Here is a 14,816-nt window from a genome sequence, read left to right as displayed (position 1 = left end):
CTATTCAAGACTACTCCTTTGTGGGTATTGGCGGCTAATTCAGATTTACTAAATTTGACCGATAAAATTACCAACCTGATGCACACAGTACCCAATCCTTCATTTTATTTGAAAACTATTTTCTTTTTTGTTTTAATTGTTCAATCGTTCACAGCTACATCTCAGCAGGCCAGTCCTGATGATCTTGAAGATTACAATGTGGCTCCTAAACAATTAAACAACGATCGAACATTAAAGCTTGCTTATATCCGGCAATCATACAGTACTACAACATTGTATGTTACCTATACCTGTGTAAATAAGGCAACAGCTTTCTCAGGTTTGTATCTTAACAATCTCCGTATTGTTGATAAGGCAACCGGTAAAACGTATACTGCCAGCAATACATATGGTCTGCCCACAAGAGCCGATAGTAAATTTTTTCTTTACAATTTGGGAACGCCCATGATGCTGCGTATTGATTTTCCCCGCCTGCCACGTTCCGTTAAAGTAATTGATGTTCTTGAAGGCAGTGGTGCCGGTACCGAAACCTACAATTTTACATTCAAGAATGTAAATGTGAGCGGCGCTTACCAGATGTCGGCGAAAGACGAAGAAGAATTTGATGAATATGTGTATGCCGAATTTTATGCAAAGAGTTTTTATACACATGATCCAGTGATCATTGATATATATGTAGATAATCACTACATCGGTAAATTGGAAAAATACATCCCCACGCTAACATATACACCCAAATGTCATGAAGACGGCACGTTCACAGTTTGCTTTCCCACAATTAGTAAACGAAGAATATATGCAACGGCTAAAACAACTGCCAGCAGTTTTACCTGGAATTTTGAATTTACACCGGGCGGCAGCTATTCAACCGATACTGATTGCAGTGTATTGGAATTAAAAACAAAATAGAAGCCAGAAGTTCCTTGTCAACATATATTCAAACCACTGCAACCATACTAAGGTGCAGTGGTTTTTTTATGACGGTGATTGAAGTCCTGTCTAGATCAACCCGCTATAAAGTCCAATTTACGCCCCACGTAAACATGAATTGGGCAATAAATTTGTGACAGGTTAATTCTTAACAATCACAAATAGCTAAAATGACAACCTCAACACAAAACCATGTACTCACAACGCAGGAAGTTGCATCACGATTCAATGAACTTGCCCAACAGGAAAAATGGTTTGAAATTCAGGAAGAACTTTTTGCGGAAGATGTAAGAAGTGTAGATCCACCCAACTCAGCTTATATGGGTTATGCGGAAGGCAAAGATGCTGTTCGCAAAAAAGGTGAAAGCTTTGTAAGCAAGATCGAAGCATTTCATGGTGCGTCAACAACCGAACCGGTTGTTGCAGGCAATCATTTTGCAGTTGGGAGAGAAATGGATGCTACTGTTCGTGGATTTGGACGAATACAATTGAACGAAGTTATGCTTTACGAAGTAAAAGACGGCAAGATCATTCTTGAGCAATTCTTCTATTAAAAACATCTCCTGTCTGCAGGCAGTTCTCATCAATTGAAAGGTACTATCTCCAAAGAGCAACAATGCAAAGACGTTTGGCCGATCCTCATTATAACTCCACAGCGTACCATCTCTCAATAACATATATTGAGAAAAAAACTTCAAAAAAACTTGTGTAGCTAAATAACTACATATACATTTGTAGCCAAATAGCTACACAATGAACTTGCGAAGAGATGTATTCCAGGCAATTGCCGACCCCACCAGAAGAGCGATACTGCTGCTGGTTGCTTCACAATCAATGACCGCAGGCGCAATAGCGGCCAACTTCGACACAGCGAGACCCACCGTTTCAAAACATCTACAGATACTCACGGAATGTGAGCTGTTAAAGCAAGAACAGAGCGGCAGGGAAATTTCTTATCACATCAACGCAAAGAAAATGAAAGAAGTGGCCGACTTTATTGAGCCATTCCGCAACATGTGGGATGACCGGTTTAATAAACTGGAAAGCGTTATGAAGAACTACAAAACAAAAAAATAGAGTGACATGGAACGGAAAACAAAAATAAATGCCGAAGAAGGTAAACAGGAACTAAACATCACCAGGGAGTTTGATCTGCCGGTAGAGTTATTATTTAAAGCATATGAAGAGGCAGAGATCGTTGAACAATGGATGGGCACGAAAGTGCTGAAACTTGAAAGTAAAAAGCACGGTGCATATCAATTCGAAACAACTGATCCCATGGGGAACAAACATGCGTTCAATGGAACTATTCATGAGTTTATCCCGGAGAAAAAGATCACACGCACGTTTGAAATGGAGAATACGCCGTTTGATGCCTGGCTTGAATACCTTGATTTTGAAAAACTCACCGATGATACAAGTAAACTCACAATGCATGTGATTTATCGCTCAGTTGTACAACGGGATCAATTGTTGCAAATGCCGTTTGCGCAAGGGATCAATATGGCACATAACCGTATACAGGAAATTCTAAGCAAATTAAAATAACATACCATGACCAAAATAAACCGAATCATCTATTGGATCGCTACCGTCTGGCTTTCTTTAGGAATGACAGCAACAGGAATTCAACAATTATTAAAAGTAGAACAGGAAGGAGCTGTGGCACCGCCCAGTGTTTATGGTATTAAAGCACTAGGCTATCCCGTTTATTTTCTAACCATCATCGGTGTTTGGAAAATTCTCGGTGTTGTAGCTGTACTCTCACCAAAATTTCCTTTGCTGAAAGAATGGGCTTATGCGGGTTTTTTCTTTCTCACAACAGGTGCCATCTTTTCGCATATAAGAGCAGGCAGTTCGGTGAATGAACTGTTTCCTTCGCTGCTGCTGTTGTTACTCACTGTAGTATCATGGTATTTCCGTCCTGCAGATAGAAAGCTCATCTTAGCGAATCAATAATAAGCGATATGAATCCGAAAGTTGATTTTTACTTCAGTAAAAACGAAAAATGGGAGAAAGAGATTACTAAATTAAGAACGATCATTCTTTCCTGTGGATTAACAGAAGAGTTGAAGTGGGGTTGTCCCTGTTACATGCATGAAGGCAGTAACATTGTGTTGATACACGTGTTTAAAGAATACTGTGCTGTTTTATTTTTTAAAGGCGCATTGCTGAATGACGCCAGTGGTATTCTTATTCAGCAAACAGAGAATGTACAGTCTGCAAGGCAGGCACGCTTCACCAACAGTAAGGAAATAGTGAAGCTGGAAAAAATATTGAAAGCTTATATTTATGAAGCCATTGAAATAGAGAAAGCCGGGTTGAAGGTAAAGTTGAAAAAAGTTGCTGAATACAATATGCCCGAAGAGTTTCAAAAGAAGTTAGCCAGGAGCAAAGCACTGAAAGCAGCATTTGAAAAATTAACACCGGGGCGACAAAGAGGGTACCTGCTTCATTTCTCTTCAGCCAAACAAGCCAAGACAAGAGAAGCAAGAGTTGAAAAATATTTGCAGAAAATTCTCGATGGGAAAGGATTGGATGATTAGTGGTGAATATGCAATGAGCAATACGCAATGGTCAATTATCATCACGAATAAATAAAACAATGAGTAATTCTAAAAAGAAGTTATCAGCTTCACAGAATGGAGAATTAATCAACATTTTGAAAATACGTTTCGAAAAAAATATGAAGCGCCATAAAGGTATTGAGTGGGTTAATGTGCAGAAGAAACTTGAAGCAAGTCCCGCAAAACTGTGGTCGCTTAATGAAATGGAAATAACCGGTGGTGAACCTGATATTGTTGGGGTTGATAAGAAAACCGGCGACTATATTTTTTATGATTGCTCAGCTGAAAGTCCGAAAGGCCGCCGGAGTATTTGTTACGATCATGAAGCATTGGAAAAACGCAAGGAAAATAAACCTGCAAACAGTGCAGTTGAAATGGCTAACGATATGGGTATTGAATTGTTGACAGAAGAACAGTACCGTGAACTGCAGCAACTAGGCGAATTTGATTTAAAAACCTCAAGCTGGATATTAACTCCTCCCGCTATCAGAAAACTCAACGGTGCATTGTTCTGCGACCGCAGGTACAATACTGTGTTTCTTTATCACAATGGTGCAGAATCTTACTATGCAGCACGGGGCTTTCGTGGTTGGCTGCGGGTTTAGCCAGTTGTTGTAATTATAATATCAGGGCTAAAGCCCTTAACCATCGAAACTTCATTACCCCGCACTTAAGTCCCGGGTAATTATAAAATTGACAGATACAATTCTTCCACCTTCTTTCTTGCCCACGGCGTTTTGCGTAAAAACGTAAGACTCGATTTAATACTGGGGTTGCTGTTAAAGCAATTGATACGGATGATCTGTCCCAACTCTTTCCAGCCAAAATGGTCAACAAGAGCCGTTACAATCATTTCGAGAGTTTTACCGTGCAGGGGATCGTTCGATTGTTGCATGTGCAGTGTTTGATCTTACGGCAAAGAACAGCATTTTTTCTGAAGCAGCAGTACGGATGTTTTTATTATGGTTGGCTGGATTTAATAAGTCTATCTTCACCTTCGCTCACGCTTCAACCCGTTTATTGGAAAAGATTTTTAATACACTCGTCAACAGCTTCATCAATAACAACGTAGGAATTGCAGAAAACTTTTTAAGTCAAACGCTTTCGTTGCAGTTAAAAGCAAATCTGCAAACACTTTATGCTTCTCATGAAATGCAATCGGCCGGTACCGGAGGAAACATAAATGTTCACTATGATCAATTATTCAGAAGCGATGTTATTTATTGGCTCGACAGGAAGCATAACAACGCACATGAGAATACCTTCTTCGATCTTATGGATAGCTTCATTGTTTTTCTGAACGAAACCTGCTACACCGGCATCACCGGTTACGAATTTCATTATGCGTTGTATGAACAGGGGAGTTTCTACAAAAAACATCTCGATCAATTTAAAAATAACAACAGCCGCAAGTATTCCATGATCATGTATCTCAACAGTGAATGGAAAGAAGGCGATGGGGGAGAGCTGAGTATTCATCATCACGATCATACCGAAAATATATCTCCCACAAGCGGCAAAACAGTTTTCTTTAAAAGCAGTGAGCTGGAACATGAAGTGTTACTCAGCAACAAACCACGAATGAGTATTACGGGATGGTTAAAGTCATGAGAAAGATGCAATCCGTAACTACTATCGGGTAATGAAACCTGATGAACTCATCAACCGGAAAGAAAAAGTTCAACAGGTAAATCATGAAGTTGATCTTTCCATTATTTTCGTGCCCCAAAATCAAAACCTGTATGCATCAACTAAAACGGATCATCCTTATTCTTTTGCTTAGCCCTGCCTTTACCGGCAACGCACAAACGAAAACTACTTCAGGGAATCAGAAGCCGGTTCGCTTTTTACTGGGAGCAGCCTTCGAATTTGGAGGCGATAACCTTGCAGAAGTTTATTTTACGGATGGCAGCGTACAAAAAATGAACAGCGGACAAGGAGGCACTTTGTTTGCAGGCGGTCAGTTGCGTTTAAACAAATCAGAAAAATTATTCCTGCGTGGGAGTGTGGGTATAAAATACCTTACAACCAAAGCCGACAATGCGCATATACGTCTTACCCGTATTCCTTTGCAGCTATCACTTAATTATATGCCTGTAAAAAAATGGCGCTTTGCAACGGGTATCGTTTCGCACCAGGCAATTAATCTGAAGTTTGATGGGCTGGGACCAAATGCAAAATTTACATCTTCACCGGGTTTGCAATTTGAAGCGGGTTACGGTTTGTTTGCATTGTCTTACACATTAATGACGTATAAGGATGCCGATAACGTATCGTACAGAGCCAATGCTGTTGGGGTTACTATTTCCGGTGTTTTTTAATTGAACGCTCTTGTTACTTCCCGGTTACATCATTGTTGATCGCATCATCAACAGCGCTCATTAAAAAGGCCAACTCTGAAAAGAGTCGGCCGCTCGAATTTCTTTATATAGGAAATTCGACAATGATGAATCCAAATATGGTTTAAAAAACAGCGATGCATGCAATTTCTCAGTCATTTGTTTGTCTTTTTTTAATTGATCATTAACATGAAGGATTACAAAGCCATCTGCACATCTGCATAATGAGATTTTGTATCGTAAACACTGTTTTTTTGCAAACGGAGCTGCGCTGCAGAAAAAGCTATTCAACATCATTTTCAATTTAGTATGTACTTTTAAAGAAATTAAACAGAGATGTCAAAAACAAAAATTACGGTTAATAACAACGGGTCATTGAAAATTGAAGGCAGTTTTGAGATAGTGGATAAAAACGGTGCTGTGTATAATCTGCAGGGGAGGGAAATTGTTTCGTTATGCCGTTGCGGTTTGTCGAAAAATAAACCATTCTGTGACAGTTCACACAAAGGGCATTTTGAACATGAGGCCATTGCTTTTGATTTACCACCTAAAAAAACAGTTTAATCATTTACCATATGGGAATGTTCACGTTGGCGGGGGAGTAAGTACAAGTATCGCCGGCGTTTTGTAAGGTTGTTGGAGTGAGCAGGAAAGTTCTATTCTACATCACGATAAACAGATTTTATGAAACGAAGTTCCTTTCTGAAGTTTTGTTTGGCAGTGGGCGGCATAGCTGCCACTCCGTTTAAACTTGCTGCAAAAAACATCACAAAACAAAGAGCTCAAAAAGGTATTCTGGTAAAAAACGGATCAGACAGATTTAATAAACCGCTTTCTCTTTTTGACGGAGATAAATTTTACTGCAAAGTATCCGGCAAGGATACCGATGGAGATTTGTACATCTTTGATTCAACCCGTTTGAAAGAAGGAGGGCCACCCCTGCATTATCATCCGCACCAGGATGAGTGGTGGTATATTATCACCGGCGAATACATGATTAAAGTAGGTGATGAAATTTTTCATGCAAAAGCCGGCGACTGTGTATTTGGGCCTCGTGGTGTGCCACATACATTTGCCAAAGTGGGCGAAGCAGAAAGTAAACTCATTATGTTGTTTCAACCAGCGGGTAAAATGGAAGAATGGTTTAACCTCGTAAATGACGGGGTGGTGGCTAAAATGACGGAAGAAGAAAAAGATGCAGCGAGGAAGGCACATGGTTTTGTGCACATGGGGCCACCGTTAAACCAGTTAAAAAAATCATGAGCGAAAAGTTCTTGTCGACAAACAAAAAACAGTATTTCCGGGCTGTTGATCTTTTTATGTGTGCTGTTGTTCGTTGCATCCTCTGCGTGAGCTTCAAGGTATGCCGGGTTTCGTTAACCAATAATCCCGCTCTTAGATTTCAAATTATTTTATCAACTGTTCAACTTAATTATTCTACTGTTCGGTTGTATTTAATTGCCGGCTCGTGTTTCTGCATACATTTTTGTGCTATGAAATGCAATTGAAGGATTCATCTTCATGGGCATTTACATCAACATTTTATTTATCAAACGCACAAAAAAATGCACACAACACCTATCTCAACTCAAATTGCACAGCAGGATTTTATTGTAGCTGAAATTGAAAACCTTATTGAACAGGGAGGCCCACGTCCACATCAATATGCTTATGCCGACTACCTGTTTGAAGAAATCGGTAAAAAAATAAAAGCAGCAGAACTGCCTGCCGAAGTTGGCAGTAAGTTATTGAAGCAATGTGTTTTTTTACAAACAAGTGATTCTGTTATGGGGCATATCCGTAACAAGCCCTATGGCTATGCCGGTGATTTTATGATCATCGAACGCATCTACCTCAACGAAGCACAACCATCAACCGGTTATTATTACTGGGATCAATATTCGCTGGAGCACGTGGCAGCAAAAGCAGTTCGTAACCGTAAAGATTATTTTAAAAATGTAATGACCAACCGCATTGAACATTCAAAAAAACCGTTACGCCTGCTCGATGTGGCAAGCGGACCTGCAAGAGACCTCAAGGAACTTTTTGAAATCATTCAACCTGAAAGTATGAAGGTGACATGTGTGGAAATGGATAGCCGGGCAATAGAACATGCAACAAACATCAATGCATCGCATGCGGGTGAAATTAAATTCATCAATCAAAACATTTTTAAGTTTCGTACCGAAGAACGATTCGACATTGTTTGGTCAGCAGGTTTGTTTGATTATTTCTGCGACCGCAGCTTTGTAGCAGTATTGAAAAAACTGATTGCATTTGCAACAAAAGATGGTGAAATTATCATCGGCAATTTCAGTGATGAAAACCCCAGCCGCATTTACATGGAAATGGTGGGCGATTGGATATTGAACCATCGCAGCGCTGATCAGCTCATTGAGCTGGCCATAGCAGCAGGAGCTCATCCCAAACAAATTCACGTTGGCAGAGAGCCGGAAGGCATCAACCTGTTTTTGCATATTAAGAAAGGGAGTGGTGAGTAATAAGTAGTAAGTGGTAAGTGGTAAGTGGTAAGTGGTGGGCTAGTCCGGGGTTGATGTAACCGATCCTTGGAGTTAGAAAATATAAATTCCGGGGGTCTACTTCGTGAGCCGCCGGACAGACCCAATGTAAAGGGAAGGCTAACATTATACATAAGAACAGGCTTTTGATTTTTTCTTTACGGCTTGAAAAAGATAAACAGTTATAAAGCATGTGCAAACGCTTATGAAACGTTTGCACACAGGTGTATGAAATATGCAATTGCGCAACAACAATACAAAAGGGCGAACACTAAATATTTGATTTACAAGCTTTGTTATTTGGGATATGTTGCGTATAATAGCGCAAATACAAGCGTTAGCAGCAAGCATCTATGAACTCTATAATCAAAAAGACAAATTCAGGACTCGACCATCTCGACATAATAATTGCTGACATTGATGGCCTGATTTCTAATAAGCAAGATTTTATTGCTTTTATACTTATTGCATTAGGAATTGAATTTATGGGCAGTTTCTATGACGAAAAAGATTTTAATGATTTTGGACAATCCGACACAAGATTTAAGAATGCACTTTCCAATCTTTTTAAAAACAAATGGTATAAAAACAACGGAGACTGGATGTTTAAAGATTTTAGAGGCCCTTTAATTCATCAATACAGACCGGGCGACACAATATTATTGACGTCAAATTGTAAAAATAAAGCAGACTTAAAGTTGCATTTGAGGTCTGTTGACGGAAAAAAGATTTTTGTTTTGGAGCAACTTTTTAGTGATTTTAAGTTAGCGGTACAAAAATTTAATAACGAAATTAAAAAAGCAAGCAACTCTTTAAATAAAGCAAAAATTAATGACGGGTTTATGTCTATAGTTGAAATCAATTTTTCCGACCAAGACAAAATACTCGGACAACCAACACATTTTCCGGAATCTTCAGGCACTACAACTTATAACCCGACAGTATTAACAAATAGTAAAAAGAAAAGCTAATTCCTATGACATGCTGCTAACATTGGTATTGCCAATAGTGGGGCTTGACATTGGAGTAATCAGCAGCGGTAATTCTGCTGTGCTGCAGTTCAGGGCTTGACGAATAAAGCCAAGCATTAGTTCTTAATATTTAACTTTATCAAAAAGCCAGGCAGTGGTTCCGGGCGGACGAATATAAAATTCCCAAGCATCGGCAATACCTGCTCGTTGTATGTCACCCTACAGAGACACGCCATTCCAATTTAATAACGAGTTTAAACAACCTTATAAATTGAATACTAGAAACTAAAACTTTCATCCTAAAAATAGGCATGTATCAAATTGTTACCTGAACCAAAAAAAGAGAAATATTAATAAGAAATAACTGTAACGAATGAAAAATAAACTATTCCTACTATTTTTCTTTTTGCAATACTTCAACAGCTTTGCACAAAGCAAAATAACATCTAAAATAAAGTGGCATGTTGATTCATTGGTAAATGCAGAAATGAAGAGCCAACGAATACCGGGACTTTCTCTTGTAGTTGTACGTGATGGAAAAATTGATTATGTAAAAGGCTATGGCTACTCTAATCTCGAACATAAAGTTCTTGTAAAACCCGAAACCGTTTTCCAGGCGGGCTCTGTAGGCAAACAGTTCACTGCATTTGCTGTAATGCTCCTTGTGCAGGATGGTAAAATGAACCTGGACGATAAGCTGTCTAAATATTTTCCGGATGCACCTTCAGGATGGGATTCTATTACGGTTCGCAACCTGCTAAATCATACCAGCGGCTTTGGCGACTATACCAATAATTTTAATTATTGGGCCAATTATACCGAGGATAGTTTGTATCAGGAATATAAAAAAAGACCATTACTATTTAAGGCCGGTGAAAAACAGCGATATAGTAATATGGGTTATGCTACCCTTGGCATAATTATCAGTAAAGTTGCTGGTAAATTTTATGGTGAATATTTAAAGGAACGGGTGTTTACGCCGTTGGGTATGTCAACAGCAAGGATCATCACCGAAGAGAATATTGTACCGAACAGGGCTGCAGGGTATCGGTTGGTAAATGACAGCATAAAAAATCAGGAGTGGGTATCTCCTTCCATCAATACCACAGCAGATGGTTCAATGTATGTAACAGCATTGGATATGGCGAAATGGGAAGCAGGTTTAAATGCGGGGAAACTGCTGAAGAAAGAATATTACGATATGATGTGGGCGCCTACCAAACTCAACGACGGAACTTTCGAACAGTATGGGTTTGGCTGGTCACTTGATTCTGTAAATGGCAAACGGATAGTAGAGCACAATGGTAGCTGGCAGGGGTTTGAATGCACCATCAAACGCTATCCCGAAAAGAAAATAGCGGTGGTGGTATTTGCAAATCTTAAACGAGCCAGTACCTATAAAATTTCAACCAGGATATTACAGATAGTTCAACCGGAGTTAAGCATTGCCAGTTTAAAAACAATAAAGGATACAGAACCCGGTATTACAAAACTGGTAAACGGGTTTATCAATAATGTGGCTGAAAAGAAATTGCGTGCTGATCAGTTCTCGACAGAATTAGCAGCGGAGCTAATGGATAGCACCATGCAGGCAAGAGGTTCGGAATATTTTAAATCAAAAGGTAAATTTTTAAAATCAGAGTTGATTTCCAGAAAAGAATTGGGTGATGGTACCAGGGAGTATCGTTACAGGCTGTTATTTAGCAAAGAGATAGTAGGGTTCATGATACAGTTCAACAAAGAAAACAAGATCGTTGATCTGCAAGTGAAGGAATAATAAAATTTTGAATGGCTTTAAGGCGTTAAACTATAATTAATTTTCATGTATTATGTAACACCTAAATGCTGACCAGACCTATTAAAACAAACAATTCTCCGGGGAATTCTCCGCTATTATGGAAACACTTTATTATTGAAATCACCAAGACGAAGGGCGAACATACAACACGGAGTTTGCTGCAATGTGGCAGGTGAATTATTCTCAGCATTATATCGCCAGCAGCCCATATCCAGCCGACGGAATTCTATCAGCTTTTTGTTGTTATCTTCATCATCAGTTTTTCAATCGGCTGCGGCTCCGGGCTGGATATTATATAAATCCAGCACTGCAGCAAGCTCTGTCCGTTGCTGTCAATTTTAGACAGACTCATTTTAACACAGGCAAAAGATAATGGCAACAACAAAACAGCTTTACACTTACATCGCACTTTTACTAATAGTAAGTTGGACAATTCAAATCTTAGCAATTATTAGTACCGGAAGTGTCAATAGTGACCCAGCAAGGATTTGGCTTGCCGGAACTATGTTGACACCGCTTGTTGTGACAATTTACTTCTTAAATAGAAATAAGAATTTAAAACAGAAACTATTTTGGAAACCTAATTCTAAAATCTTCATTACCTCATTTTTTGCTGTATTCATCCCCATTATTATTGCATTTGCCGTTCTAATAACCATTCAAAATTTAAACTACGGACAATCTGAATGGTTTAGCTTTTCCGGTTCAGGTGTAACTATTATGGGCGGCCCATTTCTATTTGGCAGAGGTAATCAATCCTGGTTCGTATTTTCTTCAAACATATTTATAACAGGAGCGGTGTTTGCAATGTTAAATGCTTTCATTGCCACAGGAGAAGAGTTTGCCTGGCGTGGTTTATTACAACCCTTATTGACAGACCGATTCGGCTTGTTTAAAGGCATAACAATTTTAGGTTTTATTTGGTCAATGTGGCATTTACCTATGTTGCTTAACGGCTACAATTATCCAGACAATCCAATTGTCGGAAGTTTCATCCTTTTTCCAATTAGGCTAATTGCAACTTCATATTTCTATGCTTGGCTTACTTTAAAAAGCAATAGCTTTATACCTGCCTCAATAGCACACGGAGCATTAAATGGAATTCAGACAGCAATTGTCGAAAATATTAAATTGAATACAAGTCAAATTTATGAGAATGTGATAACCATATTAATGACAGTTATTATAGGCTTATTATTTCTTGGTTTAACATATAGGTCAACAAGAAAGGATTTGACGGCAAATACAGGGACATAAAAACTACACCAACAAAAGGTTTTGTGCAATTGTGGCTCGACGTTGAAACAATCATCGGCAGTGCATATCCAGGCTTTGGTTTCGGCGGACGGAATACAAATTCCCAACCTGCATAAAGCCCTGCCCGTTGTGCGTCACTTTAGAAAGAACTAAAACTTCTATGTTCGCATCCAAAATTGAAGACTCTGAAAAGACTTGGCTGACAAATGCCTTTCCCTCTTCATTACGACAGGACGTGGAAGAAGTAATCAAGATGTTGCCATTTAACCGAAATGTGCTTTTAGCAGACGGAAAAATTCATCAGGTTGACAACTTAATACATTCATTGATGCAGAGCGTTTATCTTAACGGCGAGCTATTAAAAATTCCTTACAGATTATATTTTGATGAGCCGCAAGGTGAAAAGGAAAAGCAACTAACGGCACTTCAAAGAACAATTCTACATTGCATTTATTCAAGACATCACAATGGATTTGTGCGACAGCGACATTTGGAGCAACTTTTTAACAGCAACGACTATTTTGTAATTCCTTACACTTTTCAGCTTTTGGGTGAGTACGTAATGGAAATATTGACAGTTTTAGACAAACAAGTAAACGATAAGACAATCAGCAATTACGTTAGGTTCATCAACGAAAATCCTACGTATTGGCAACAGACAGAGAGCAGAATGATTAGCTATTGGAATGAATATTACAGACGACAATGCCCCAAACTAAAAGGCTACATCGGAAAACAAATCGTTGACAGAATAAAAACAAACGCACAACATGGTATTGCCAAAAGCGGGGCTTAAAAATATCTTCCTTTGCAGAAACGTCTCCCGCAGGGACGTTTCGTTATACAGCGTTGAAATGTAATTACGCCACGTCCCTTTCAGGAGACGTGGCTCCAAAATAAGCTGACGAATAACTATTGGCTTTTGTACATAACTTTATCAATGTATTTTCAATCAGCAGCGGTTGCAGGCCGATGGGATGCTACTTGCCAACCCACATCAAACTCTGAATGTTGCCTTGAATAATTGATCAACAACAGCTTAAATGATTGCAATTTGTTCCCTTCTACTCCACATATAAAATCAATTTATGAAGAATATTATTGGTTTAGTTCTGAACATTCTTTTCATAAAATTCTCGTTTGCCCAAACTCCTGCTGAATTTTTCTATAAAGGAGACTCACTGTATGGAGCAAAAGACTATAAAAATTCTGCTTTGGCTTATGCTGAAGGCATAAGAGGTAAGGGAAATGATGCAGTATTATTCAGATATAGTTTTTGTGCGGCATTATGGTCTTTAGCAAATATTCCTGACAGTGCTTTTCACTATCTTGAAATTATATCCAGATCAGATAAGCTAAGTAACGCTGATGTAGATGGAATTAAAAATGACAACTCTTTTAACGCTGTAAAAAAAGACAAACGTTGGCAACTGATAATTGAAAAGATCTACCAACAGGCAAAGAAGAACAGTTTTCCCCAGGTAGAATTGATCTATGGAAAAAAAGATGGCATGGGGCTTACATTAGTTTGGATAAAGCCTAAAGTAAGATCAAATGGTAAGGCGATCATTCATGTACAAAGTGGTGCATGGATATCGTTGTCTTTCAGCAATGAAATACAAACTGAATTAGTTCACGGCTATTTGAAAAAAGGATATTCAGTGTTTGTTGTAATGCACGGTTCTCAGCCTCGTTATGCGATACCGGATGCGATCAATGATCTTAAAAGAGCTGTAAGATATATCCGTTTTAACGCAGGTAAGTTTGGAATTGATCCAAATAAAATAGGAGCCACAGGTTTTTCTTCGGGTGGCCATTTGTCTTTAATCTTAGGAATGGCGGATGCAAAAATTGATTCGCTGGCTAATGACCCTGTCGACAGAGTGTCTTCCAAAGTACAGGCGGTAGCCGTATTATATCCCCCGACCGATTTCCTTAATTGGGGTAAAGACAGTTTTGATATTCTGCAAGACAAAAACCTGATAAAAAATGTACGGATAGGCGAAGCATTTAATTTTAGAAACTATGATCGAAGAGCAAGAACACTGAATAGTATTTCCGATTCTGTTCAAAGAAATAAAATCATGAAAGAAATTTCGCCCATCTATTCCATAACATCTGATGACCCGCCGGTTTTCATTATTCATGGTGATGCTGATGGAATTGTACCCTTGCAACAATCGGTATCGTTTAATGCAAAACTAAAAGAAGCAGGTGTGGCAAATAAATTAATCGTAAAAAAAGGCGTTGGACATGGTATTGAAGATATGTTACCGGAGTACTATCAGTTTTCAGATTGGTTTGATAAATACCTGCGATAATTTTTTGCACCTGTATTTGTCTTCGTATTTTATTTGTGAACACAGGAGCCAAGGCGGGGGAGACCCCGGCGTACAAAAAATGTCTGCAAAATATTTTATCCGGCAGCGGTAATC

18 protein-coding genes are annotated in these 14,816 nt (G+C 38.9%); 17 read left to right on the top strand and 1 reads right to left on the bottom strand.

The window, feature by feature from the left end; translation table 11 throughout:
* Positions 1-78: 78 nt before the first annotated feature.
* The 7 genes from H4075_RS12740 (at position 79) to H4075_RS12710 (ending at position 4,102) form a co-directional block, all read left to right on the top strand.
* Positions 79-909 carry a hypothetical protein gene (locus H4075_RS12740; RefSeq protein WP_182801222.1) on the top strand — a complete coding sequence of 277 codons (831 nt, stop codon included), beginning with the start codon at positions 79-81 and terminating at the stop codon, positions 907-909.
* Positions 910-1,100: 191 nt separating this feature from the next.
* On the top strand, positions 1,101-1,484 hold the full coding sequence (locus tag H4075_RS12735; protein WP_182801221.1) for a nuclear transport factor 2 family protein: 384 nt from the start codon (positions 1,101-1,103) through the stop codon (positions 1,482-1,484).
* 199 nt (positions 1,485-1,683) lie between these two features.
* The gene (locus H4075_RS12730) at positions 1,684-2,007 is read left to right on the top strand and encodes an ArsR/SmtB family transcription factor (RefSeq protein WP_182801220.1); all 324 of its coding nucleotides are present in this window, start codon (positions 1,684-1,686) and stop codon (positions 2,005-2,007) included.
* 6 nt (positions 2,008-2,013) lie between these two features.
* Positions 2,014-2,478 carry an SRPBCC family protein gene (locus tag H4075_RS12725; protein ID WP_182801219.1) on the top strand — a complete coding sequence of 155 codons (465 nt, stop codon included), beginning with the start codon at positions 2,014-2,016 and terminating at the stop codon, positions 2,476-2,478.
* A gap of 6 nt (positions 2,479-2,484) precedes the next feature.
* Positions 2,485-2,889 (top strand): DoxX family protein, encoded by a 405-nt coding sequence (locus H4075_RS12720; protein WP_182801218.1) that lies wholly within the window; start codon positions 2,485-2,487, stop codon positions 2,887-2,889.
* An 8-nt stretch (positions 2,890-2,897) separates the two neighbouring features.
* The gene (locus tag H4075_RS12715) at positions 2,898-3,476 is read left to right on the top strand and encodes a YdeI/OmpD-associated family protein (RefSeq protein ID WP_182801217.1); all 579 of its coding nucleotides are present in this window, start codon (positions 2,898-2,900) and stop codon (positions 3,474-3,476) included.
* A 59-nt stretch (positions 3,477-3,535) separates the two neighbouring features.
* Entirely contained in the window at positions 3,536-4,102 is a 567-nt protein-coding gene (locus H4075_RS12710) for a DUF4256 domain-containing protein (RefSeq protein WP_182801216.1), read from the top strand.
* A gap of 80 nt (positions 4,103-4,182) precedes the next feature.
* Here the strand turns inward: H4075_RS12710 and H4075_RS12705 are convergent, their stop codons facing one another.
* Positions 4,183-4,392: a VF530 family protein gene (locus H4075_RS12705; RefSeq protein ID WP_182801215.1), complete on the bottom strand. Its 210-nt coding sequence runs from the start codon at positions 4,390-4,392 to the stop codon at positions 4,183-4,185.
* A 125-nt stretch (positions 4,393-4,517) separates the two neighbouring features.
* Here H4075_RS12705 and H4075_RS12700 point away from each other — a divergent pair, with 125 nt between their 5' ends.
* The 10 genes from H4075_RS12700 (at position 4,518) to H4075_RS12655 (ending at position 14,702) form a co-directional block, all read left to right on the top strand.
* Entirely contained in the window at positions 4,518-5,108 is a 591-nt protein-coding gene (locus H4075_RS12700) for a 2OG-Fe(II) oxygenase (protein WP_220494752.1), read from the top strand.
* Between the two features lie 131 nt (positions 5,109-5,239).
* Positions 5,240-5,818 carry a hypothetical protein gene (locus H4075_RS12695; protein WP_220494750.1) on the top strand — a complete coding sequence of 193 codons (579 nt, stop codon included), beginning with the start codon at positions 5,240-5,242 and terminating at the stop codon, positions 5,816-5,818.
* A 354-nt stretch (positions 5,819-6,172) separates the two neighbouring features.
* Complete coding sequence (locus H4075_RS12690; RefSeq protein WP_182801213.1) at positions 6,173-6,400, top strand: CDGSH iron-sulfur domain-containing protein; 228 nt, start codon at positions 6,173-6,175, stop codon at positions 6,398-6,400.
* A gap of 120 nt (positions 6,401-6,520) precedes the next feature.
* On the top strand, positions 6,521-7,099 hold the full coding sequence (locus tag H4075_RS12685; protein WP_182801212.1) for a cupin domain-containing protein: 579 nt from the start codon (positions 6,521-6,523) through the stop codon (positions 7,097-7,099).
* 302 nt (positions 7,100-7,401) lie between these two features.
* Positions 7,402-8,337: a methyltransferase domain-containing protein gene (locus H4075_RS12680; protein ID WP_182801211.1), complete on the top strand. Its 936-nt coding sequence runs from the start codon at positions 7,402-7,404 to the stop codon at positions 8,335-8,337.
* 371 nt (positions 8,338-8,708) lie between these two features.
* Positions 8,709-9,326, top strand: a complete 618-nt coding sequence (locus tag H4075_RS12675) for a hypothetical protein (protein WP_182801210.1) — start codon at positions 8,709-8,711, stop codon at positions 9,324-9,326.
* A 373-nt stretch (positions 9,327-9,699) separates the two neighbouring features.
* Positions 9,700-11,103, top strand: a complete 1,404-nt coding sequence (locus tag H4075_RS12670; RefSeq protein WP_182801209.1) for a serine hydrolase domain-containing protein — start codon at positions 9,700-9,702, stop codon at positions 11,101-11,103.
* A 393-nt stretch (positions 11,104-11,496) separates the two neighbouring features.
* Complete coding sequence (locus H4075_RS12665; protein ID WP_182801208.1) at positions 11,497-12,381, top strand: CPBP family intramembrane glutamic endopeptidase; 885 nt, start codon at positions 11,497-11,499, stop codon at positions 12,379-12,381.
* 160 nt (positions 12,382-12,541) lie between these two features.
* The gene (locus H4075_RS12660) at positions 12,542-13,177 is read left to right on the top strand and encodes a hypothetical protein (RefSeq protein ID WP_182801207.1); all 636 of its coding nucleotides are present in this window, start codon (positions 12,542-12,544) and stop codon (positions 13,175-13,177) included.
* 292 nt (positions 13,178-13,469) lie between these two features.
* A complete protein-coding gene (locus H4075_RS12655) occupies positions 13,470-14,702 on the top strand; it encodes an alpha/beta hydrolase (protein ID WP_182801206.1) in 1,233 nt (410 codons plus the stop codon).
* Positions 14,703-14,816: the final 114 nt, after the last annotated feature.

The organism is Lacibacter sediminis (assembly GCF_014168535.1).
In the GTDB taxonomy this organism is placed as follows: Bacteria; Bacteroidota; Bacteroidia; order Chitinophagales; family Chitinophagaceae; genus Lacibacter; species Lacibacter sediminis.
The sequence above is the reverse complement of the archived record's forward strand: the minus strand, read 5'-3'. Positions and strand labels throughout refer to the sequence as shown.